21 protein-coding genes and 1 riboswitch are annotated in these 22,181 nt (G+C 66.7%); of the genes, 19 read left to right on the top strand and 2 right to left on the bottom strand.

Annotated elements, in window-relative coordinates; translation table 11 throughout:
* The first annotated feature begins 99 nt into the window (after nucleotides 1-99).
* From argF to PHP91_RS05180, 13 genes are all read left to right on the top strand, one after another.
* The gene (argF, locus tag PHP91_RS05120) at nucleotides 100-996 is read left to right on the top strand and encodes an ornithine carbamoyltransferase (protein WP_300137822.1); all 897 of its coding nucleotides are present in this window, start codon (nucleotides 100-102) and stop codon (nucleotides 994-996) included.
* 33 nt (nucleotides 997-1,029) lie between these two features.
* Nucleotides 1,030-2,259 (top strand): argininosuccinate synthase, encoded by a 1,230-nt coding sequence (locus PHP91_RS05125; RefSeq protein WP_300137824.1) that lies wholly within the window; start codon nucleotides 1,030-1,032, stop codon nucleotides 2,257-2,259.
* Nucleotides 2,260-2,265: 6 nt separating this feature from the next.
* The gene (gene argH / locus PHP91_RS05130; protein ID WP_300137827.1) at nucleotides 2,266-3,660 is read left to right on the top strand and encodes an argininosuccinate lyase; all 1,395 of its coding nucleotides are present in this window, start codon (nucleotides 2,266-2,268) and stop codon (nucleotides 3,658-3,660) included.
* A gap of 173 nt (nucleotides 3,661-3,833) precedes the next feature.
* Nucleotides 3,834-5,891, top strand: coding sequence for an ATP-dependent zinc metalloprotease FtsH (gene ftsH / locus PHP91_RS05135; protein ID WP_300137830.1), 2,058 nt, complete (start codon nucleotides 3,834-3,836; stop codon nucleotides 5,889-5,891).
* A gap of 10 nt (nucleotides 5,892-5,901) precedes the next feature.
* A complete protein-coding gene (gene folP / locus PHP91_RS05140; protein ID WP_300137833.1) occupies nucleotides 5,902-6,741 on the top strand; it encodes a dihydropteroate synthase in 840 nt (279 codons plus the stop codon).
* A gap of 9 nt (nucleotides 6,742-6,750) precedes the next feature.
* Nucleotides 6,751-7,500 (top strand): diadenylate cyclase CdaA, encoded by a 750-nt coding sequence (gene cdaA / locus PHP91_RS05145; protein ID WP_300137836.1) that lies wholly within the window; start codon nucleotides 6,751-6,753, stop codon nucleotides 7,498-7,500.
* Between the two features lies 1 nt (nucleotide 7,501).
* Nucleotides 7,502-8,407: a CdaR family protein gene (locus PHP91_RS05150; protein ID WP_300137839.1), complete on the top strand. Its 906-nt coding sequence runs from the start codon at nucleotides 7,502-7,504 to the stop codon at nucleotides 8,405-8,407.
* Between the two features lie 32 nt (nucleotides 8,408-8,439).
* The gene (gene glmM, locus PHP91_RS05155; RefSeq protein ID WP_300137842.1) at nucleotides 8,440-9,792 is read left to right on the top strand and encodes a phosphoglucosamine mutase; all 1,353 of its coding nucleotides are present in this window, start codon (nucleotides 8,440-8,442) and stop codon (nucleotides 9,790-9,792) included.
* A 94-nt stretch (nucleotides 9,793-9,886) separates the two neighbouring features.
* Nucleotides 9,887-10,759 carry a UTP--glucose-1-phosphate uridylyltransferase GalU gene (galU, locus tag PHP91_RS05160; protein ID WP_300137845.1) on the top strand — a complete coding sequence of 291 codons (873 nt, stop codon included), beginning with the start codon at nucleotides 9,887-9,889 and terminating at the stop codon, nucleotides 10,757-10,759.
* A complete protein-coding gene (locus PHP91_RS05165; RefSeq protein WP_300137848.1) occupies nucleotides 10,747-11,490 on the top strand; it encodes a hypothetical protein in 744 nt (247 codons plus the stop codon). The genes galU and PHP91_RS05165 overlap by 13 nt, the downstream gene beginning before the upstream one ends.
* A 7-nt stretch (nucleotides 11,491-11,497) precedes the next feature.
* Entirely contained in the window at nucleotides 11,498-13,858 is a 2,361-nt protein-coding gene (gene priA / locus PHP91_RS05170; protein WP_300137851.1) for a primosomal protein N', read from the top strand.
* A 72-nt stretch (nucleotides 13,859-13,930) separates the two neighbouring features.
* Nucleotides 13,931-14,440: an OmpH family outer membrane protein gene (locus PHP91_RS05175; RefSeq protein WP_300137854.1), complete on the top strand. Its 510-nt coding sequence runs from the start codon at nucleotides 13,931-13,933 to the stop codon at nucleotides 14,438-14,440.
* Between the two features lie 8 nt (nucleotides 14,441-14,448).
* Nucleotides 14,449-15,639 (top strand): SH3 domain-containing protein, encoded by a 1,191-nt coding sequence (locus PHP91_RS05180; protein WP_300137857.1) that lies wholly within the window; start codon nucleotides 14,449-14,451, stop codon nucleotides 15,637-15,639.
* 51 nt (nucleotides 15,640-15,690) lie between these two features.
* Here the strand turns inward: PHP91_RS05180 and PHP91_RS05185 are convergent, their stop codons facing one another.
* A complete protein-coding gene (locus PHP91_RS05185; RefSeq protein ID WP_300137861.1) occupies nucleotides 15,691-16,134 on the bottom strand; it encodes a hypothetical protein in 444 nt (147 codons plus the stop codon).
* A 212-nt stretch (nucleotides 16,135-16,346) separates the two neighbouring features.
* Nucleotides 16,347-16,451, top strand: a riboswitch (TPP riboswitch).
* Nucleotides 16,452-16,514: 63 nt separating this feature from the next.
* Here PHP91_RS05185 and thiS point away from each other — a divergent pair.
* The 6 genes from thiS to thiC are packed head-to-tail and all read left to right on the top strand — an operon-like array spanning nucleotide 16,515 to nucleotide 21,236.
* Nucleotides 16,515-16,715, top strand: a complete 201-nt coding sequence (thiS, locus tag PHP91_RS05190; RefSeq protein ID WP_300137864.1) for a sulfur carrier protein ThiS — start codon at nucleotides 16,515-16,517, stop codon at nucleotides 16,713-16,715.
* Between the two features lie 12 nt (nucleotides 16,716-16,727).
* Entirely contained in the window at nucleotides 16,728-17,513 is a 786-nt protein-coding gene (locus tag PHP91_RS05195) for a thiazole synthase (RefSeq protein ID WP_300137867.1), read from the top strand.
* Nucleotides 17,510-18,643, top strand: coding sequence for a 2-iminoacetate synthase ThiH (gene thiH / locus PHP91_RS05200; RefSeq protein ID WP_300137870.1), 1,134 nt, complete (start codon nucleotides 17,510-17,512; stop codon nucleotides 18,641-18,643). The genes PHP91_RS05195 and thiH overlap by 4 nt, the downstream gene beginning before the upstream one ends.
* The gene (thiF, locus tag PHP91_RS05205) at nucleotides 18,640-19,269 is read left to right on the top strand and encodes a sulfur carrier protein ThiS adenylyltransferase ThiF (protein ID WP_300137872.1); all 630 of its coding nucleotides are present in this window, start codon (nucleotides 18,640-18,642) and stop codon (nucleotides 19,267-19,269) included. Before thiH ends, thiF begins: the two co-directional genes overlap by 4 nt.
* Nucleotides 19,269-19,928 carry a thiamine phosphate synthase gene (gene thiE / locus PHP91_RS05210; protein ID WP_300137875.1) on the top strand — a complete coding sequence of 220 codons (660 nt, stop codon included), beginning with the start codon at nucleotides 19,269-19,271 and terminating at the stop codon, nucleotides 19,926-19,928. Before thiF ends, thiE begins: the two co-directional genes overlap by 1 nt.
* Before the next feature lie 3 nt (nucleotides 19,929-19,931).
* Nucleotides 19,932-21,236, top strand: a complete 1,305-nt coding sequence (gene thiC, locus PHP91_RS05215) for a phosphomethylpyrimidine synthase ThiC (protein ID WP_300137878.1) — start codon at nucleotides 19,932-19,934, stop codon at nucleotides 21,234-21,236.
* A 79-nt stretch (nucleotides 21,237-21,315) separates the two neighbouring features.
* Here the strand turns inward: thiC and PHP91_RS05220 are convergent, their stop codons facing one another.
* On the bottom strand, nucleotides 21,316-21,834 hold the full coding sequence (locus PHP91_RS05220; RefSeq protein ID WP_300137881.1) for a hypothetical protein: 519 nt from the start codon (nucleotides 21,832-21,834) through the stop codon (nucleotides 21,316-21,318).
* Nucleotides 21,835-22,181: the final 347 nt, after the last annotated feature.

The following is a 22,181-nucleotide window of genomic DNA, read 5'->3' on the forward strand; positions in this document are numbered from 1 at the left end:
GGGATTTGGGAACCCAAAGCCCTTTACAATGCCGTCATAATGGGCCAGACTCCATCTCTTTCCATGAATATAGGCAATTGATGATGGAGTAACCGTACGATGCCCAAGCATTTCTTGACCATTCTGGACATCCCCAGGGATGAGGTTCGGCAGGTGCTGCTGCGCGCCAAGGAGATGAAGGACAACAAGGTCCGCACCGATCTCCTGGCCGGAAAGACCCTGCTGCTGATTTTTGAAAAGGCGTCCACCAGGACCCGCGTTTCCTTCGAGGTCGGCGTCCGACAGCTCGGCGGCGACCCGGTGTTCGTCTCCTCGCGCGACTCCCAGCTCGGCCGGAACGAGCCGCTCAGGGACACCGCGCGCGTCCTTTCGCGATACGCGGACGGCCTCATCGTGCGCACCTTCGGCCAGCAGAAGCTCGACACCCTGGTCGAGTTCGGCGACATCCCGGTGGTCAACGCCCTTACCGACGAATACCATCCCTGCCAGGTCATGGCCGACATGCTGACCATGTTCGAGCGCACCCCGGACCTGTCGAAGTGCAAGGTGGCCTGGGTCGGCGACGGCAACAACATGGCCCATTCGTTCATCAACGCCTCGGCCGCCTTCGGCTTCGAGCTGGCCCTGGCCTGCCCCGAGGGGTACGACCCGGACCCGGAAATCCTGGACAAGGCCGTGAACCTGGGCGCCAAGGTGACCCTGACCCGCGACCCGGCCGTGGCCGTGTCCGGCGCGCACTACGTCAACACCGACGTATGGGCGTCCATGGGCCAGGAGGCCGAGCAGAAGAAGCGCGAGGCCGCCTTCGCCGGATTCATGGTGGACGAGGCGCTCATGGCCAAGGGCGCGGACGCGAAGTTCATGCACTGCCTGCCGGTCCACCGGGGCGAGGAAGTGAGCGAGGCCGTCTTCGAGGGCCCGGCCTCCATCGTCTGGGACCAGGCCGAGAACCGGCTCCATGCGCAAAAGGCCATTCTCGAATGGATTTATAAATAATTCAATCGGATATAATTCAGAGGAATTAATCAGATGAGCAAGATAGAAAAAGTCGTTCTCGCCTATTCCGGCGGTCTGGACACGTCCATCATTCTCAAGTGGCTCAAGCTCAACTACGATTGCGAGGTCATCACCATGACGGCCGACCTCGGCCAGGGCGAGGAGATGGACGGCATCGAGGACAAGGCCCTCAAGACCGGCGCTTCCAAGGCCTACGTGGAGGACCTGCGCGAGGAGTTCGTGCGCGACTATGTCTTCCCCATGTTTCGGGCCAACGCCCTGTACGAGGGGCGCTACCTGCTCGGCACGTCCATCGCCCGGCCGCTGATCTCCAAGCGCATGGTCGAGATCGCCGAGATGGAAGGGGCCCAGGCCGTGGCCCACGGCGCGACCGGCAAGGGCAATGACCAGGTCCGGTTCGAGCTGGCCACCATGGCCCTCAACCCGCGCCTCACCACCATCGCCCCCTGGCGCGAGTGGAACCTCAAGTCCCGCACCGACCTGATCAATTTCGCCCAGGAGAACGGCATCCCGGTCCCGGTGAGCCGCAAGAAGCCCTGGTCCATCGACGCCAACCTGCTGCACACCTCCTTTGAGGGCGGCGAGCTGGAGGACCCGTGGAACGCCCCCGGCCCCGACTGCCACCGCACCATCGTCCCGCTGGAGCAGGCCCCGGACGAGGCCGAGGAGATCACCATCGACTTCGAGGCGGGCGATCCCATCGCCGTCAACTCCGTCAAGTATTCCCCGGCCGCGCTGCTGGCCAAGCTCAACGAGCTGGGCGGCAAGCACGGCGTCGGACGTATCGACATGGTCGAGAACCGTTTCGTGGGCATGAAGTCCCGCGGCATGTACGAGACCCCCGGCGGGACCATCCTGGCCGCCGCCCACCGCGACCTGGAAGGGCTGTGCATGGACCGCGAGATGATGCACCTGCGCGACAGCCTCATTCCCCGCTACGCCGAAATGGTGTACAACGGGTACTGGTTCTCCCCGGAGCGGGAGGCGCTCCAGGCCATGATCGACAAGTCCCAGGAGAAGATCACCGGCACCGTGCGCCTCAAGCTGTACAAGGGCAACGCCGTGCCGCTGGGCCGCAAGTCGCCGTTCTCCCTGTACAACCCCGAGCTTGCCACCTTCGAGGAGGACTACGTGTACGACCAGGCCGACGCCGCCGGCTTCATCAAGCTGGTGGGCCTGAGGCTCAAGGGCCGCATGCAGCAGTCCAAGTGGGGCGGCAAGGAAAGCGAAACCAACGAGTAGCTGAAGATGGCCGAGAAGAAGATGTGGGGCGGGCGGTTCGCAGAAGGAACCGCCGCGTCCATGGAGGCGTATTCCGAGTCCGTGTCCTTTGACCGGGCCCTTTACGCCGAGGACATCCGGGGCTCCCAGGCCCATGCGCGCATGCTGGCGAAGCAGGGCTTCCTCACCGACGGGGAGGCCCGCACGCTTTGCGACGGCCTGGACAAGGTCAGGGCCGAGATCGAGGCGGGCGAGTTCGTCTGGAAGGTCGAGCTGGAAGACGTGCACATGAACATCGAGTCCCGGCTCACCGAGCTGGTCGGCCCCATCGGCGGCAAGCTGCACACCGCGCGCAGCCGCAACGACCAGGTGGCCCTGGACTTCCGGCTGCACGTCGCCGCCCGGCTGGCCGACTGGCAGGCGCGCCTGGCCGCCCTCGTCGAGATCTACGTGGACCGGGCGGACGGGCAGCGGGAAACCCTGCTGCCGGGCTGCACCCATTTCCAGCCCGCCCAGCCCGTCAGCCTCGCCCACCATCTCCTGGCCTACTGCCAGATGTTCCGGCGCGACTACGAGCGCGTGGCCGACTGCATGAAGCGGGTGCGCGTCATGCCGCTCGGGGCCGCCGCCCTGGCCGGGACCACCCATCCGGTGAGCCCCCGCGCCGTGGCCGACGACCTGGGCGTGGAGAGGATTTTCGCCAACTCCATGGACGCCGTGTCCGACCGCGACTTCGTGCTGGAGGCGGTCTTCGCGGGCAGCCTGGTCATGACCCACCTCTCGCGGATGTGCGAGGAGATCATCATTTGGGCCAACCCCAATTTCGGCTATGTGAAGCTGCCGGACCACTATTCCACCGGCTCCTCCATCATGCCCCAGAAGAAGAACCCGGACTCCTGCGAGCTGATGCGCGGCAAGACCGGCCGCGTGGTCGGCGACCTGATGTCGCTCCTGGTCCTGCTCAAGGGACTGCCCATGACCTACAACCGCGACCTCCAGGAGGACAAGGAGCCCTTCTTCGACGCGGACCGGACGGTCTGCGCCTCGCTGGGCATCATGGCCGGGCTTCTCTCCGAGCTGACCTTCGTGCCGGAGAAGATGCTGGCCACGGTGCGGCGCGGGTTCCTCAACGCCACCGAGCTGGCCGACTACCTGGCCGCCAAGGGCGTTCCCTTCCGCGAGGCGCACCACATCACCGGCGCGGCCGTGGCCTTTGCCGAGGGCAGGGGCGTCGGCCTGGAGGATTTGAGCCTGGAGGAACTGCGGCGGTTCTCCGCCGGCATCGGCGAGGATGTCTACGCCGTTCTCGACTACGAGGCGTGCGTCCGGCGGCGGACTTCCGCCGGCGGCACCGGGCCCGATTCCGTGGACGGCCAGATCGCCGAACTCAAGGGCTGGCTGGCCTCTGTTCGCGAGGCGTGAGCCGGTTTGGCGAGGCATCGGCTGTTTTTTGCCGTGCATGACTTGATTTTTCGCGGAAGCGCATTAGGTTAGCATATCGGACGGGTTGAAAATTCATCCGCCGCCATTCCCGTCGCGCGGCGCCTTCAAGAGGGAATCCGGGTCCACAGCCCGGACGCCCGGAGGACTATTCTTTGAACAACCATATGAAAAATCTTGTGATCTGGGCGATCATCTTCATCCTGATGGTCGTTCTCTTCAATCTTTTCAACCAACCCCCCATGCCGCAGGACCAGCCGTCCTACAGCCAGTTCCTGTCCATGGTGGACAGCGGCGGCGTGGCCCAGGTGAAGATCCAGGGACAGAGGATCACCGGCGTGAAGAGCTCGGGCGAGCGCTTCCAGGTCTACGCCCCGGACGATCCCAAGCTCATCGACACGCTCATCAAGAAGGGCGTGGAGGTCAAGGCCGAGCCGCCGGACGAGTCGCCGTGGTACATGACCCTGCTCCTGTCCTGGTTCCCCATGCTCCTGCTCATCGGCGTGTGGATTTTCTTCATGCGCCAGATGCAGGGCGGCGGCAGCGGCGGGCGCGGAGCCATGAGCTTCGGCCGGTCCAAGGCGCGCCTCATCAGCGAGGAGACCGCCAAGGTCACCTTTGACGACGTGGCGGGCGTGGACGAGGCCAAGGAGGAGCTCTCCGAGGTCGTGGACTTCCTGCGCGAGCCGCGCAAGTTCACCCGGCTGGGCGGCCGCATCCCCAAGGGCGTGCTCCTGGTGGGCAGCCCCGGCACCGGCAAGACCCTGCTGGCCCGAGCCGTGGCCGGCGAGGCCGGGGTGCCGTTCTACACCATTTCCGGTTCGGACTTCGTGGAGATGTTCGTGGGCGTGGGCGCTTCCCGCGTGCGCGATCTCTTCGCCCAGGGCAAGAAGAACGCGCCCTGCCTGATCTTCATCGACGAGATCGACGCCGTGGGCCGCCAGCGCGGCGCGGGCCTGGGCGGCGGGCATGACGAGCGCGAGCAGACCCTGAACCAGCTCCTGGTGGAGATGGACGGTTTCGAGTCCAACGAGGGCGTCATCCTGGTGGCGGCCACCAACCGGCCCGACGTGCTCGACCCGGCCCTGCTCCGGCCCGGCCGCTTCGACCGCCAGGTGGTGGTGCCCGTTCCCGACCTGCGCGGCCGCGAGCGCATCCTCAAGGTGCACAGCCGCAAGACCCCGCTGGCCGCCGAGGTTGACATGGAAACCCTCGCGCGCGGCACGCCCGGATTCTCGGGCGCCGACCTGGAGAACCTGGTCAACGAGGCCGCGCTCCAGGCCGCCAAGGCGGGCAAGGACCAGGTGGACATGTCCGACTTCGAGGAAGCCAAGGACAAACTGATGATGGGCGGCCGCGAGCGGCGCAGCCTCATCCTCTCCGACGACGAGAAGAAGACCACTGCCTACCACGAGGCGGGACACGCCCTGGTGGCCAAGCTCCTGCCCGGCACCGACCCGGTGCACAAGGTCTCCATCATCCCGCGCGGCCGCGCCCTGGGCGTGACCATGCAGCTTCCCGGCGAGGACCGGCACAACTATTCCAAGGATTATCTGCTCAACAACATGGCCGTGCTCATGGGTGGGCGCTGCGCCGAGGAGCTCGTGCTGAACCAGCTCACCACCGGGGCCAGCAACGACATCGAGCGCGCCACCAAGACCGCCCGCAACATGGTCTGCATGTGGGGCATGAGCGACAAGCTCGGGCCCATGAGCTTCGGCGACAACCAGGAGCAGGTCTTCCTGGGCAAGGAACTCATCCATAACCGCGACTTCGGCGAAGAGACGGCCAAGCTCATCGACGCCGAGGTGCGCCGGTTCGTGGAGGAGGCCTACGAGCAGGCCACCGCGCTGCTCAAGGACAATCTGGACGCGCTCGAAGCCATCGCCCAGGCCCTGCTGGACCGCGAGACCATCACCGGTGACGACATCACCCTGCTCATGGAGGGCAAGGAACTGCCGCCCATGCCGTCCGGCAACGGCGGCAAGCCCGGCTCCTCCGCGCCGTCCTCCGGCCAGGAAACCGCCCCGGCCGCGCCCACGGGCTACACGGCCGAGGGACGCCCCGCCGGACCGGGCTACACGCCCAAGAGCGAGGCCAGGGGGGATGACGACTTCATCCTCGAAGAGGACGACGGCCGGGGTTCGGAAGAAAAGGACGACTCCGGCGGCCGGGACGGCTCCGGGGACGACGGCAACTCCAAAATCCAGTAGTACGGCATCCATGGAAAAATCCGTTTGGACAGTGAAAGGGGGGAGGGTCCTTGGACCCGCCCCCTTCCTTATTGCCGGGATCGTCAACGTGACCCCGGACTCCTTCTTCGACGGCGGCGCGCATCCCGACCGCGAAAGCGGGACGGCCCACGCCCTCGCCCTGGCCGCGCAGGGGGCGGACATCCTGGACGTGGGCGGCGAGTCCACGCGGCCCTATGCCCCGCCCGTGTCCGAGGCCGAGGAGCTGGCCCGGGTCGTGCCGGTCATCCGCGAACTGGCCGGGGCGGCCACCGGCTGCGCCCTGTCCGTGGACACCTACAAGGCCGGAGTGGCGGCCGCCGCCCTGGAGGCCGGGGCCGACATCGTCAACGACGTCTCGGCCTTCGCCTTCGAGCCGGAGCTGCTGGACGTGGTGGCCCAGTACAAGCCGGGCTATGTGCTCATGCACAGCCTGGGACGGCCGGAGGAGATGCAGAATGCCCCGTGCTACGGCGACGTGGTCGGGGAAATCATGGCTTTTTTCGAAGAAAGGATTACTGTGCTCATCAAGGCGGGATTGCCCGAGGACCGCATCGTCCTGGACCCCGGCGTGGGGTTTGGCAAGCTCCTGAAGCACAACCTGGAGATTCTCCGGGGCATTGAGAGGTTCCGTTCCCTGGGGCTGCCCGTGTACATGGGGCTCTCCAACAAGACGGTCTGGCAGGGGCTCCTCGGACTGGCCGTGAGCGAGCGCGGCAACGCCACCCAGATCGGCACGGCGCTGACAGCGGCCAGGGGCGCGTTCATTCATCGCGTCCATGATGTGAAACTTACGCGGCAGACATTGACCATTGTTCAGGAAATAGCGTAAGATAAAGGCATGTTCGAACTTTTCGGCATACAGGTCACCTGGCGGGTGCTGCTCGACATCGGGCTGGTCGCCGTCATTTACTACAACATCATCGTCCTGGTCCGGGGGACCCGCGCCGCGGCCGTGCTCTACGGGATGGTGGTGGTCGTGGTCATCTACTATCTCTCCAGCCTGTTCAACCTGTATACCCTGAACGCCCTGCTGGGCGAGTTCCTGACCTCCATCTTCCTGGTGGTGGTCATCCTGTTCAAGAACGACATCCGAAAGGGACTGGCCAGCGTCGGCACCAAACGGTTCTGGAACAAGTCCCAGGTGCGGGACGACACTCTGGACCAGATGGTCCGGGCGGTCATGGACATGTCCGCCTCCCACACCGGGGCCATCATCGTCATCGAGAAGAACATGCCGCTCGGCGACATCATCGAGCGCGGCATCATCCTGGACGCCAAGGTCAACAAGGAGCTCCTGGAGACCATCTTCTTCACCGACACGCCGCTGCACGACGGCGCGGTCATCGTCCGGCGCGACCGGCTGGTGGCCGCGGCCTGCATCCTGCCGCTCTCCAGCAAGTTGCGCGGCCAGCCCATGTACGGCACCCGGCACCGGGCGGCGCTCGGCATCTCCGAGGGCTCGGACGCCATCACCGTGGTCGTCTCCGAGGAGCGCGGCGAGGTGTCCGTGGCCATGAACGGCAGGCTGACCACCAGTCTGGACGAAACCCGCTTGCGCCGCGTGCTGCGCAACGCCCTGGGGCGCTGACATGGCGAAGAACTGGCAGACCATACTCCTGGCCGTGGCCATGGCCGTCTTCACCTGGTTCCTGGTCACCGGCAGGGAAGTGGTGGAGACCTGGGTGGACATGCCCGTGGTCATGACCAACCCTCCCGAGGGCATGATCATCGAGGACGGGCTGGTGGACAAGATCCAGGTCCGGCTGCGCGGCCCCAAGGGGCTGGTGGGCAACCTGACCAACCAGCAGATCTCCTATTCCCTGGACGTGAGCCACCTCCGCCTGGGCCAGCAGGTGGTGGACATCGACGCCGACAAGCTGCCGCTGCCGCCCACCTACGAGATCATCGAGGTCAAGCCCAACCGGCTCAAGCTCTTCGTCGACCGCCGCACCTCCAAGACCGTGCCCCTGACCCCGGCCTGGTCGGGCAAGCTCAATCCCGACTACAAGCTTCTCGACGTGGTGGCCTCGCCCGACACCGTGGACCTGCGCGGGCCCGAGACGCGGATCAGCAAGATCACCCAGGCCCAGGCCGTGCTCAAGGAGGATTTCCCCGACGACGTGCCCAAGAGCTTCGCCCTGGATGTGGCCGTGGGCGTGCCGGACGAGATCGAGGCCGCGCCCGGGCAGGTGCGGGTGGAGGCGTTCTTCGGTCCCAAGACCCGCGAGATATGGGTCAAGATGCCCCTTGAAGTGCCCGCGCTGGAAGGCTATACGGCCACGGCGTCCCAGGATTACGTCCGGCTGCTCATCGAGGGCCCGGTCTCCCTGTTCCGCAACAACGAATATCGCAACGACATGGGCGTGAAGCTCGTCTTCGGGAGCCACCTCGCTCCCGGCACCGTCGAGCTCGACTACGACGCGGTCCTGCCGGAAGGCTGCCGCATCGTGAAGAAGAACCCCGAGACCATCACAACCGTCCTGAAGAAGAAATAGGCCGCATCCGGCGGTTTTTTGGAGTTTTGTTCATGAAGCAGAGGCTTTTCGGCACCGACGGCCTGCGCGGGCAGGGCAACGTCTTCCCCATGACCCCCGAAATCGCGCTCAGGCTGGGCCTGGCCGCCGGTCAGTATTTCCGCAACGGTTCCGGCCGCCACCGCGTGGTCATCGGCAAGGACACCCGGCTCTCCGGCTACGTGTTCGAGACCGCGCTCACCTCCGGGCTGTGCGCCAACGGCATGGATGTATTCCTGGTGGGGCCCATGCCCACCCCGGCCATCTCGTTTCTGACCCGCAACATGCGGGCGGACCTGGGCGTGGTCATCTCCGCCAGCCACAACCCGTTCATGGACAACGGCATCAAGTTCTTCGACCGCGACGGCTTCAAGCTCCCGGACGAGGTGGAGGACGAGATCAGCGCCCTGGTCCTTAACCAGGACACCGAGTGGAACTATCCCGCGCCCGAGAAGATCGGCCGGGCACACCGCATCAACGACGCGCGCGGCCGCTACATCGTCTACCTGAAGAACAGCTTTTCGCCGAAGCTCACCCTGGACGGTTTGAAGATCGTGCTCGACTGCGCCAACGGCGCGGCCTACGGCGTGGCCCCGTACGTCCTGGAGGAGCTGGGGGCCAAGGTCATCAAGGTCGGCGTGGACCCGGACGGCCTGAACATCAACGAATACTGCGGCTCGCTCCATCCGGAGGTCATCTCCCATATCGTCAAGGAGCAGGGGGCCGACATGGGCATCGCCCTGGACGGCGACGCGGACCGGCTCATCGTCTGCGACGAGAACGGCCGCATCCTGGACGGCGACCAGATCATGGCCCTGTGCGCCCTGGAGCTTATGGAAAAGGACCGGCTGCCTGGCAACCTGCTGGTGGCCACGGTCATGAGCAACATGGCGCTCGAGCTGTTCATGCGCGAGCATGGCGGGCGGCTCCTGCGCACCGTGGTGGGCGACCGCTACGTGGTGGAGGCCATGCGCCGCGAGGGCGCGGTCCTGGGCGGCGAGCAGTCGGGCCACCTCATCTTCATGGAGCATTCCACCACGGGCGACGGCCTCCTGGCCGCGCTGCAACTCCTGCGCATCATGTGCGAGAAGGAAAAGCCGCTCTCGGAACTGGCCGGGCTGCTGGAGCCGTTCCCCCAGGTGCTCAAGAACGTGCGCGTGGAACGCAAGGTGCCGTTCGACGACGTGCCCGAGGTGCGGGAGGCGGTGAGCCGGGCGGAGTCCGCCCTCACCGGCAAGGGCCGCGTGCTGCTGCGCTATTCGGGCACGGAGTCGGTGTGCCGGGTCATGGTCGAGGGGCCGGACCTGAGCCTGGTGGAGTGTTGCACCGAGGATCTGGTCGAGACCTGCGAGAAATTTCTGCGTTAGGCCACGGTTGCAAATGGCCTGCGCCGCGAGCCGGAATCCTGACCTGGCGCGGCGTGGGCGACGGGCCTGAAGCTCAACTCACGGGAGGAAAGGCATGGAGATCAAGAAGGCTGTCATTCCCGTGGCCGGCTGGGGCACCCGCTCCCTGCCCGCCACCAAGAACGTGCCCAAGGAGATGCTGCCCATCTTCCGCAAGCCCATCGTCCAGTACATCGTGGAGGAGGGCATTGACGCGGGACTGACCGACGTGGTCTTTGTCACCAACCAGAACAAGACCATCATCGAGGACCATTTCGACCGCAACTTCCTGCTGGAGCAGCTCCTGGCCCGCGCGGCCAAGACCCAGCTCCTGGAGGAGGTCAGGCGGGTGGCCAACCTGGTCAACGTCATCGCCGTGCGCCAGAAGGAACAGCTCGGCCTGGGCCACGCCGTGCTCACCGCGCGCGAGGTCTGCAAGAACGAGCCGTTCGCCGTCATGCTCGGCGACGACCTGCTCTTCGGCCGGGGCACGGGCATCGGCGAGCTGATCCGCGCCTCGGAGGAGACGGGCAAGGCCGTGGTCGGCGTCATCGAGGTCCCGGACGAGAAGGTCAGCAAGTACGGTGTCATCGCCGGGACCAGGCAGGCCGACCGGACCTACCGCGTCACCAGCCTGGTGGAGAAGCCCTCGGCCGCCGAGGCCCCCTCCAACCTGGCCATCATCGGCCGCTACGTGCTGCTGCCGGAGATTTTCGATATCCTCCAGAGCCAGAAGCCCGGCGTGGGCGGCGAGATTCAGCTCACCGACGCCTTGCAGGGGTTGGCGGACCGCGACAAGCTTATCGCGGTCAAGCTGGGCGGCCAGCGTTTCGACGCGGGCGACTGGGTGGAATATCTTACCGCAAACATCTATTTTGCCTTGCAGGACGAGGAGTTGCGAGACGAACTCGTGCGCAGGCTTCAGGAGCTCATGCCTTGTTCCAGTTGATTCGATGGGGGGCGGCCCTGGCCTTGTGCCTGATCCTGGCCGCTCCCGGCCTCGCCTTCACGCCCGACGACGGCGAGCTGGCGCAGGCCGTCCACTCCAGCTACGGCCCGCTTTCCTCCTGGGAGGCGGAGATGTCCTTTCCCGGCTATCCCGGCGTGACCGCGCACCTCTGGTATGCGCGCGGCAAGTGGCGCCAGGAGTGGAAATCCGAGGCGGGCAAGGCCGTGGCCGTGGGCTACCTCGGCAACGTCTTGGCCCGGTGCACGGCAGGGGAGTTCCCCCTGTCGCCGCTCTTCGTCTGGATGACGCCCGCCCCGGTGCAGACCTGGAAGTCCTGGGGCGTGGACAACGCCACGGCCGGGTACGGGTTCTGCGAAGATTCGCCGTGCTACCTCTTCGGGGTGGACACCACGGGGACGGGCGACAAGCCCGCCGTGTTTCTGGACAACGAATCCCAGGCCCCGTTGCTGATCCGCTACGGCTCGGGCAGCGGCCTGACCACCATCGCCTACGGCGACTATCGCGTCCTGGGCGGGTTCGGCCTGCCCCAGGCGGTCGCCGTGACCCGCGACGGCGCGACGCTCAAGGCTGCGGTCCGCTGGATCGCGGTCAACCGGGCCGACGGCGAGGAGCTTTACGCCCGCGACGCGCTCGACCCGGCCCCGTGCTTGGATCCGCCCGAGCCCTTCGCCCTGCTGCGCGGGCTGTTCCGGTACCCGGCGGCCAAGTAGGGCAGCCATGGCCGATCTCTGGCAGGTCACGCTCGTCAGTCCGCCCTACCAGGCGCTGACCTACGAGCGCCCTTCGCACGTGCCCGCTCCCGAACCGGGGCAGCGGGTCATCGTGCCGCTGGGCCGCTCCCACCGCATGGGCGTGGTCATGGGCCCGGCCGAGGCCGCTCCGGACGGGGTGGCGCTCAAGTCCATCCTCTGGCCGCTGGAGCGGCGGCCGCTGCTTTCGGCCGAATACCTGGACCTGGCGGCCAACCTCGCGGCCAGGCAGATGACCAGCGTGGGCCGCATCCTCGAAATCCTCCTGCCGCGAGGGCTCCGCACCGCCTCGGTCACCTTCCGGGTGGACCGGCACATGGCGGCCCGCGACCTGCCGACGACCCTCAAGCCCGCCGGGCTGAACAAGCTGTGCGCCGAGGACCTGGACGTCCTGGGCGAGCTGTGGCGCGCCGGGCGCATGTGGGTCCGTCTCAGCCAGCGGCGCGAGGCCGAGGAGCGGTTCGCCTCCCTGACCTCGGACCCGCCGTGGCCCGTGCGGCCCAACGCCAAACGGCAGTTGCGCCTCCTGGAGTACCTGCTGGACAACGGGCCGCGCAGTCTTTTTTCCCTCCGCTTCGCCCTGGGCGACGGGGTGGCCGAAACCCTGATACAGTTGGAGAAGGCCGGGCTGGTCACCCTGGGCCGGGTGGGGGCGGACACCGTGGACGAGGTGGATCGGGAACCGGCCTGCGCCGGTCCGGCCGAGCTCGGGGTGGAGCCCACGCCCGAGCAGCGGACCGTGCTGGCCGAACTGACCGCCACCCTGGACGGCGGGGGAGGGCCGCACCTGGTCCACGGGGTGACCGGCAGCGGCAAGACCCTTCTGTATTTGGAGATGGCCCGCACCTGCCTGGCGCGCGGCCGCTCGGTCATGCTCCTCGCGCCCGAGGTGGCCCTGGCCTGCTCGCTCTATCGCGAGGCGGCGGCCCGTTTCCCGGACGAAACGGTAGTGCTTTACCACGGCTACCAGAGCCCCGGAAAGCGCGAGGCGACCTTCGCGAAGATCGCGCGGGAGGAGAGGCCGGTGATCGTGGTCGGCACGCGCTCCTCGCTGTTCCTGCCCGTGACCCGGCCCGGCATGATCGTGCTGGACGAGGAGCACGACGAGTCCTTCAAGCAGGAGGAGCGGCTGTCCTATCACGCCAAGGAGGTGGCCTGGTTCCTGGCCGAGAAGGCCGGGGCACTGCTTGTCCTCGGTTCGGCCACGCCGGACGTCAAGACCTTTCAGGCCGCGCGCAGCGGGGCCATCCCCGTGTCCACGCTGCGCGAGCGCGTGGGCGGCAGCGAACTGCCCGAGGTCCGGCTGGTGGACATCGCCGGGCTGACCGGCGACAACTTTTTCGCGCCCGAGACCCTGGCGGCCGTCACCGAGACGGTCAAGGCCGGGGAGCAGGTCATCGTCATGCTCAACCGGCGGGGCTACGCGCCGGTCATGTACTGCCTGGACTGCGGCGAGGCCGTGCGCTGCCCGGAGTGCGAGGTCGGCATGACCTACCACAAGGGGCGAGAGCGCGTGGTCTGCCACTACTGCGGGCTGTCCTATCCCTATCCGCTGCTCTGCGCCAAGTGCGGCGGCGGCAACTTCGTGCCCATGGGCGAGGGCACCGAGCGGTTGGAGGAGCGACTGGAGGCGGCCCTGCCCGAGGGCGCTGGCGTGCTCCGCCTGGACCGCGACGCCACACGCCGCCAGGAGCGCATGGAGGAGATTCTCGACGCCTTCGGCCGGGGCGAGGCCCAGGTCCTGGTGGGCACGCAGATGATCTCCAAGGGGCACCATTTCCCGCGCGTCACCCTGGTGGTGGTGGCCGACGGCGACCTCGGGCTCAACCTGCCGGACTACCGGTCCGGCGAGCGGACCTTCCAGCTCCTGGTCCAGGTGGCGGGCCGGGCCGGGCGCGGCGAAACGCCGGGCCGCGTCCTCATCCAGACGCGCAACCCGAGCCATCCCATCTGGAACGAGGTCCTGAGCGGCGACTACGCGGGCTTTTTCGAGCGCGAGATCGGGCGGCGCAAGCTCTTCGGCTATCCGCCGTTCTCCAAGCTGGCCCTGGTGCGCATCAGCCACCCGGCCAAGTTCGCGGGTGGCCCGGACGCCGTGGCCCGCATCGGCGAGACCCTGCGGGCGCGGGCGGCCGAGCTGGGCGTCACCGCCTTGGGCCCGGCCCCGGCCCCCCTGAGCATGCTGCGGGGCCGCCGCCGCTTCAACTGCCTGCTCAAGAGCGCGGACTGGGGGCGGCTACGCACCCTCTACGCCCACCTGGCCCAGGCCAACCCCGCGCCGGGCGAGGTTCGCCTCTCCCTGGACCTGGACCCGCTGTCCACCTTGTGAACCGCCTCGACAAGCCGCGCCGTTTGCGGCTACAGTGCCGTATCCCTTCGTAAGATCAAGAGAGTCTTTCGTATGAAATCATTGAAGATCGTGTTGGCCGGCTGCCTGTTTTTCCTGCTGTGCGCCCCGGCGGCCGCCGACCAGTTGTCCCGGGTGGGGTTCGTCAATCCCCAGCGCATCATCAACGAGTCCAAGATCGGCCGCATCGCCCAGGAGGACCTGGCGCGCCTCGGCAAGGAGAAGGACCGGCGGGTGGGCGAGCTGCTTTCGCAGATCGACGGGCTCAAGGCCGAGCTGGAGAAGAGCACGCTCTCGGTGTCCGAGCAGCAGTTCAAGGAAAAGGAGCTGCGCCTCAATGCGCGCGACTACGAGGAGCTGGTGCAGAACAGCAACCTGGACATTCAGGGCGAGGAGCGGCGGCTTATCCAGTTCATCATGCGCCGGGCCGACTCCATCCTGCGGCGCGTCGCCGAGGAGCGCGGCTTCACCATGATCCTGACCGACCCCGAAATCATCGGCTACGTGTCCCCCGCCATGGACATCACCGACCGGGTCATCCAAGAACTCAACGCCATGCTGTAGGTGATCCCATGCGCATGAAAATCCTCTTTCTGACGGTCGCCTGCCTGCTCCTTGCGTCCACATCGGCCCTGGCCTTCGGCCGGATCGTCTATCCGGACCGCCCCCTCAACCTGCGTTCCGCGCGCTCCCCCAAGGCCAAGTGGGTGGGCTCGCTCCACCCCGGCCAGAAGGTGCGCGTCGGGTTCGAAAAGGACGGCTGGGTGGCCGTGTTCGAGCCCGGCGAGACCCGCGCCGACGAGCGCTTCGCCGCGGGCTTCTCCAACGCCAAATACCTCCTGGACAAGCGGACGCGCTACGAGCCCGAGCCCTGGGGCGAATACGTCTCCGTGGCGCGCAACCTGAACATCCGCGAAAAACCGAGCGTCAAGGGGCGGCGGCTCGACATGCTCAAGGCGGGCGAGGTGGTCAAGATCGACTTCCCGGACGGGGACTGGACCCTGGTCTTCCGGCCCGACGCCACCATCCGCTCCGACATGAACGGCATCGGCTACGCCAGCGCCAAGTATTTCAAGCCCGCCAAGGGGCCGGCCCCCGAACCGGCTCCGGCCACGGAACAGGCCAAGGTCTCCCCGGTGGTGGAGGCGGGCAGCGGCCAGGGCCAGGTGTCGAGCAAGGTTTCGCCGCCTCCGGCCCCCGCTCCGGTGGTGGTTCCGGACCTGCCCGAGGCCGCAACCGCGCCCGCCGCGCCCCTTGCCAAGGCCGAGCCAGAACCGGCTGCCGGGCCCAAGGAGCCGGTGCGGGCCCCGGAACCCGCCAAGCCCGCGCCCGCGCCGGTCCCCGCGTCCGCCGGAAAGCCCCAGGCCCCGGACGTGGTGACCGAGACCGGGCGCAAGACCATCGTCATCGACCGCTCCCGGTTCGCCGGGGCCAAGCGGGCCGATCCCGCGCCCGACCAGACGGCCCATGGCTACCGGTATCGGCTGCTGGAGAAGTCCGAAACCCGGAAGTACGGGGTGACCTGGATCACGCTCAAGGTCTTCCTGTCCACCAAGGTCCTGCCCAAGGGCGACGCGCTCAAGGATTTCGCCACCACGCTGTGGAAGGACAGCCGCCGGGCCGGCAAGAACCTGGCCGTGCTCATCTACCTGCCGGGCATGGACACCGGCGACCTGTCCTACGCCGTCATCCAGTTCGACGACTCGCGGCTGATCGAATACTGGGTCCGTCGGACCACGCTGTTCGGGACGGAGTTCATGTAGAAGGCGCAAGCGGAAAAGCAAAAGCGCGGCCGGAAGGCCGCGCTTTTTTTGCTATCCCATCTCGCGTTCGAGGAAGAGGGGAATGGTCTTTTTCGAGCTCCCGCGCGGGTGCGCCCGTTTTGCGGCGAGCTGTTCCGCCTCGTTTCGGGGCATCATGTACAGCCCCCGGCAGTTCTGGCATTCCCAGTGCTTGCCGTGCTCCTGCAAGTGGACGAGCAGGCCGTCGCGGTCGTAGCAGACCTGGCAGAACGGGCCCTTTTTCTCGTTTTCCTCCACCAGCCAGTACTTCTGTCCGTCGAACTGGACCTTTTCCGCCAGGTCCAGCACGTTGGCCACCTCGGTCAACTGCGCCTTGAGCGCCTCGTTCTCTTCGCAAACCGCCAGGAACTCGTCCTGGAGGCTTTTGAGGATCGCTTCCGCCTCGCTGTATTTTCCCTCTTTGCAGAGGAGGATGGCGCGCTTGAAACCGGTGGCCTGATACAAGGTTGAGAACATGAGGCTACTCCCCCTTTAGAGTTCGGTCACGGAAAACATATCGGCAGGGTGGGCGCAAAACTTTAGTGTTTTCAAATCATCCGGGGAAAAAGCCGGACGCGGGGCGGCGGCGATGGGACGCGGCGTCCGGTGAGCAGCTTCATCCCGCTGAAATAATGGAGGATAAAATTCAGTCACCGTTCCTTTACAAGCGCGCGTGATTGGCATACGTTGCAAAAAGCTAGGGGGGCCCTACGGGGCTGAGATGGGTTTTTTCAACCCGACCCTTTGAACCTGATGCGGGTAATACTGCCGTAGGGAAGCTGCACAACGTCTGTTTTTTCATGTCGTATGCGCTTGCCAGTCCCGGCGAGCGCATTTTTTTTTGCAAGGAGCCGACCATGATCGTTGTCGTCAACGGAAAGGAGACCGAACTGCGGGACGGGCAGACCCTGCTCGAACTGCTGGAGGCCAGGGACATTCCGGCCGACGGGGTGGTGGCCGAACTGAACCGGTCCATCGTGCCGGGCGCGGATTTCGGGAAGACCGTCCTGAACGACGGCGACCACCTGGAAGTTTTGCGCTTCGTCGGCGGCGGGTAGGCGGAGGAAATCATGACCAAGGATATTTTGACCATCGGCGGGCTGGAACTGACCAGCCGACTCTTCACCGGCACGGGCAAGTACCGTGACGACTCCCTCATCCCCGGCGTCTGCGAGGCGTCGGGCTCCCAGGTCATCACCGTGGCCCTGCGTCGGGTGGACCTGGAGTCCGGCACGGGCAACGTCATGGACTTCATCCCCAGGCACATGCGGCTCCTGCCCAACACCTCGGGCGCGCGGACGGCGGACGAGGCCGTGCGCATCGCCCGGCTGGCCCGGGCCATGGGCTGCGGCGACTGGATCAAGATCGAGGTCATCTCGGACAACCGGTATCTGCTGCCCGACGGCTACGAGACCGCAAAAGCCACGGAAATCCTGGCCAACGAAGGGTTCGTGGTCCTGCCCTACATCAACCCCGACCTGTACGTGGCCCGCTCCCTGGTGGACGCCGGGGCCGCCGCCGTCATGCCGCTGGGCGCGCCCATCGGCACCAACCGGGGCATCAGGACCCGCGAGATGGTCCGCATCCTCATCGAGGAGATCGACCTGCCCATCGTTGTCGACGCGGGCATCGGCCGCCCGAGCGAGGCCTGCGAGGCCATGGAGATGGGCGCGGACGCCTGCCTGGTCAACACGGCCATCGCCACGGCCGACGACCCGGCGATGATGGCCCGCGCCTTCGGCCGGGCGGTCCGGGCCGGGCGCGAGGCTTTCCTCTCGGGCCCCGGCGCGCGTGCGGGCATGGCCGTGGCGTCCTCGCCGCTGACCGGGTTCCTGGATGCGGGGACGGCGGCATGAGCTTTTACGCCACCTGCACGGAGTGGATGAACGCGGGCCTGGACGAGCGCCTGGCGGCCATGACCGAGACCGACGTGCGGCGCGCCCTTGGCGCGTCGAATCCCGGCCCGCTGGACCTGCTGGCCATGCTCAGCCCGGCGGCCACGCCGCACCTGGAGACCATGGCCCGCAAGGCGAGCGGCCTGACCCTCCGGCATTTCGGCCGGACCATCCACCTGTTCACCCCTCTCTACCTCTCCAATTTCTGCACCAACCACTGCGTCTACTGCGGGTTCAACTCCAACAACCGCATCCCGCGCAGCCAACTGACCATGGAGCAGGTGGAGGCCGAGGCCAGGGCCATCGCCGCCACCGGGCTCAAGAACCTGCTCATCCTCACCGGCGACTGCCGGGCCAAGGCCGGGCCGGACTATCTGCGCGACTGCGTGGCCGTCCTGCGCCGCCATTTCCCCTCGGTGTGCATCGAGATCTACGCCATGGAGGAGGCGGAATACGCCGCCCTGGCGGCCGAGGGCGTGGACGGCATGACCATGTTCCAGGAGACCTACGACGAGAAGCTTTATCCCTCGCTGCACCCGCGCGGTCCCAAGAGCGACTTCCGCTTCCGCCTGGACGCCCCGGAGCGGGCCTGCCGTGCGGGGATGCGCGTGGTCAACATCGGGGCGCTCCTCGGCCTGTCCGACTGGCGTCATGACGCCTTCCTGACCGGCCTGCACGCCGCCTGGCTCATGGAGCGCCACCCCGAGGCGGACATCGCCACCTCCCTGCCGCGCATGCGGCCCCATGTCGGGGCCTACCAGCCCGCCACCGTGGTCTCGGACCGCGATCTGGTCCAGGTGCTGCTGGCCCTGCGCATCTTCCGGCCGCGCCTGGGCATCACCATCTCCACGCGCGAGGCCCCGGCCTTTCGCGAGAACCTTCTGCCCCTGGGCGTGACCCGCATGTCCGCCGGGGTCTCCACGGCCGTGGGCGGCCATGCGAAGAGCGACGGCGACGGGGAGAGCGTGGGCCAGTTCGAGATCAGCGACGGCCGCAGTGTGGACGAGATGTGCGCCGTGCTCCGCAAGCACGGGTACCAGCCCGTGTTCAAGGACTGGGAACCCATCTTCGCCGACCGGGGGGCTGCGTGAACCTGGCCGAGCGGGGTATGGCCGAGCACCTCGGCCCGGAGCGGCTCGCCCGGCTCCAGGCTCTGACCGTGGGCGTCGCCGGGGCGGGCGGCCTGGGCTCCAACTGCGCCATGCACCTGGTGCGCAGCGGATTCAGGCGGTTCGTCATTGCGGATTTCGACGTGGTGGAACCGTCCAACCTGAACCGCCAGGCCTATCGGCTGGATCAGGTGGGGCTGCCCAAGGTGGACGCCCTGGCCGCCAACCTGCGCCAGGTCAATCCCGACGCCGAGGTGGAGGTCCACCGTCTCCGGCTGGCCCCGGAGAACCTGCGCGACCTCTTCGCCGGGTGCGACGCCGTGGTCGAGGCCCTGGACGATCCGGCGGCCAAGGCCATGGTGGCGGAAACCTTCTGGTCCGGCGAGGTCCTCCTGGTCCTGGCCTCGGGCATGGGCGGGGCGGGCGACGCCGACGCCCTGGTCACCCGCCGGGTGCGCGAGGGCGTCTGGCTGGTCGGCGACGGCGAGACCCCGTGCGACGCGGGCCATCCGCCGCTTTCGCCCCGCGTGGGCGTGGCTGCGGCCAAGCAGGCGGACGTGGTCCTGAGCCATTTCCTCAACCGGATCGACAACGAAGGAGGCGCTTGATGCAGCGGCGCGAAATCACGCGGCGGAACATCCTGGACACCGACCTCTACTGCCTGACCGCCGAGAAGTTTTCGAACGGGCGGAGCAACGTCGAGGTGGTCCGGGCCATGCTCGACGCGGGCGTCAAGCTGGTCCAGTACCGCGAAAAGGAAAAGAAGACCGGGGCCAAGTACGAGGAGTGCCTGGCCATCCGCCGGATGACCCGCGAGGCCGGGGCCGCCTTCATCGTCAACGACGACATCGACCTGGCCCTGATGGTCGGGGCGGACGGCGTGCACATCGGCCAGGAGGACTTTCCGGTCCATGCCGTCAGGCGGCTGGTGGGCGGGAATATGGCCATCGGCCTGTCCACCCACAGCCCGGCCCAGGCGCGGGCCGCCGTGGAGAGCGGGGCGGACTACATCGGCGTGGGGCCGATCTTCCGCACCTTCACCAAGGACGACGTTGTGGACCCGGTCGGGTACGAATATCTCGAATTTGTGGTGGCCAACCTGGACATTCCGTTCGTGGCCATCGGCGGCGTCAAGGAACACAATGTGGCTGAGGTGGTCCGCCGCGGCGCGCGCTGCGTGGCCCTGGTCACCGAAATAGTCGGCGCGGACGACATCGGCGGGACCATCGCCGCGTTGCGCCGGGAAATGCAATCCGCAAAGGAGTAAGACATGCAGTATACCACGCAGATGGACGCGGCCCGGAAAGGGATCGTCACCCCCCAGATGGAGGCGGTGGCCCGCAAGGAGAACATGCCCGTCGCAACGCTGATGGAGCGCATGGCCAAAGGCACGGTGATCATCCCGGCCAACAAGAACCACAAGAACCTCGACCCCGAGGGCGTGGGCGAGGGGATGCGCATCAAAATCAACGTCAACCTCGGCATCTCCAAGGATTGCTGCAACCTGGACGCGGAGCTGGAAAAGGTCCAGGCCGCCCTGGACATGAAGGCCGAGGCCATCATGGACCTGAGCTGCTACGGCAAGACCCGCGAGTTTCGCCAGCGGCTGGTGGCCATGTCCCCGGCCATGATCGGCACCGTGCCCATCTATGACGCCGTGGGCTTCTACGACAAGAACCTCCAGGACATCACGGCCGACGAGTTCTTCGACGTGGTGCGCAAGCATGTGGAGGACGGCGTGGACTTCCTGACCATCCACGCTGGCCTCAACCGGCACGCGGCCGAGAAGGTCAAGCTGGGCGGCCGGATCACCAACATCGTCTCGCGCGGCGGCTCCCTGCTCTTCACCTGGATGGAGATCAACAAGAAGGAAAACCCGTTTTACGAGCATTTCGACCGGCTGCTGGACATCTGCGAGGAGTACGACGTGACCCTGAGCCTGGGCGACGGCTGCCGTCCCGGCTGCCTGCACGACGCTACCGACGCCTGCCAGGTGGAGGAGCTGGTCAACCTGGGCGAGCTGACCAAGCGCGCCTGGGCGCGCAACGTCCAGGTCATGATCGAGGGGCCGGGGCACATGTCCATGAACGAGATTGCGGGCAACATGATGATGGAGAAGCGGCTGTGCCACAACGCGCCGTTCTACGTCCTCGGCCCGCTGGTCACGGACGTGGCCCCCGGTTACGACCACATCACCTCGGCCATCGGCGGGGCCATCGCGGGCGCGGCGGGCGCGGATTTCCTGTGCTACGTCACCCCGGCCGAGCACCTGCGGCTGCCCACCCTGGAGGACATGAAGGAGGGCATTGTGGCCACGCGCATCGCGGCCCACGCGGCGGACATCGCCAAGGGCTACCCCGGCGCGCGCGACTGGGACGACGACATGGCCCGGGCCCGCGCGGCCCTGGACTGGGACGCCCAGTTCAAGCTGGCCATGGACCCGGTCAAGCCAGTGGCCTACCGCGAGTCCTCCAAGCCGGAGCACAGCGACTCCTGCACCATGTGCGGCAAGATGTGCGCCGTGCGCAACATGAACCGCGTCCTGGAGGGCAAGGACATCCAGCTCGACGACTAGGAGCGGTCCACTCAGAAATGAAGCAAAGGCCCGGCGGACGCGCGTCCGCCGGGCCTCTTGCGCTTCGGAGCCGGGGGCGTCACAGGCCGGGCGCGCCGCCCTGGCAGAAGGGACATTTGCGCTGGAATACGTCAGTCCCGTTGGCTTTGTACCGCTTGCGGCACTTGAGGCATTCCAGCTCATATGCCAGGGCGTTGTGGTCGGTTCCGCTTTCTCCGGTTGCCCCGTGGTTCAACTGGTTGTTTCGGTTGATGTATCCGGCGCGGGTGGTCCGTCCTTCGCCCGTGCGGTAGCGGCTGGCCTTGGTGAAGAGCCGCCGGTCCTGGCGCACCGGGATGTTCTGCGAGTCCAGTTGGAAACCGTTGGCCTCCATGATCTGGCGGATCATGTGTCCGATCATCTGCTTGACGCGGTCGGGCCGCACGTCGTCGCCGAAGCTTTCCACGAGGACGCGCGCCACCGCCTCGGCGGCGGGCTTGCCCAGGTCGACAGCCGTCTCCATGCGGATGACGTTTTCCCTGTCGCAGAGAAACGCCCACAGCCGTTTTCCCAGGGGCGTCCCCGCGATGTCCGCAAATTTCCAGGCTTGATACTCCATCGTTTTTTTCTCATATACCGGTTTAATATAACCTGTCATAACCGGCACGGATGTGAGTGTCAATGCTTTAACAGGTATTATTATACCTGTCTAAAATGCGAGTAAGCTAATGTGGCATGGCGTGGATGGTGTCCGGTGAAGCGGCCGTATGCTGCGGGTGGGGTTTCGAGAAACGGCGGATGGCGCGCCAGGAGGCAGCGGATGAGGTGCCGAGGATGCGGCGAATGATGTGCCGAGGTGCGGCGGGTGGATTGCCGAGGTGCGGCGGGTGGATTGCCGAGGTGCGGCGGGTGGAGTGCCGAGGTGCGGCGGGTGGGGTGTTGTGTCTGGGCCGATTCGGGGAGGCG

The sequence above is a fragment of the Pseudodesulfovibrio sp. genome, assembly GCF_028692895.1.
Lineage (GTDB): Bacteria > Desulfobacterota > Desulfovibrionia > Desulfovibrionales > Desulfovibrionaceae > Pseudodesulfovibrio.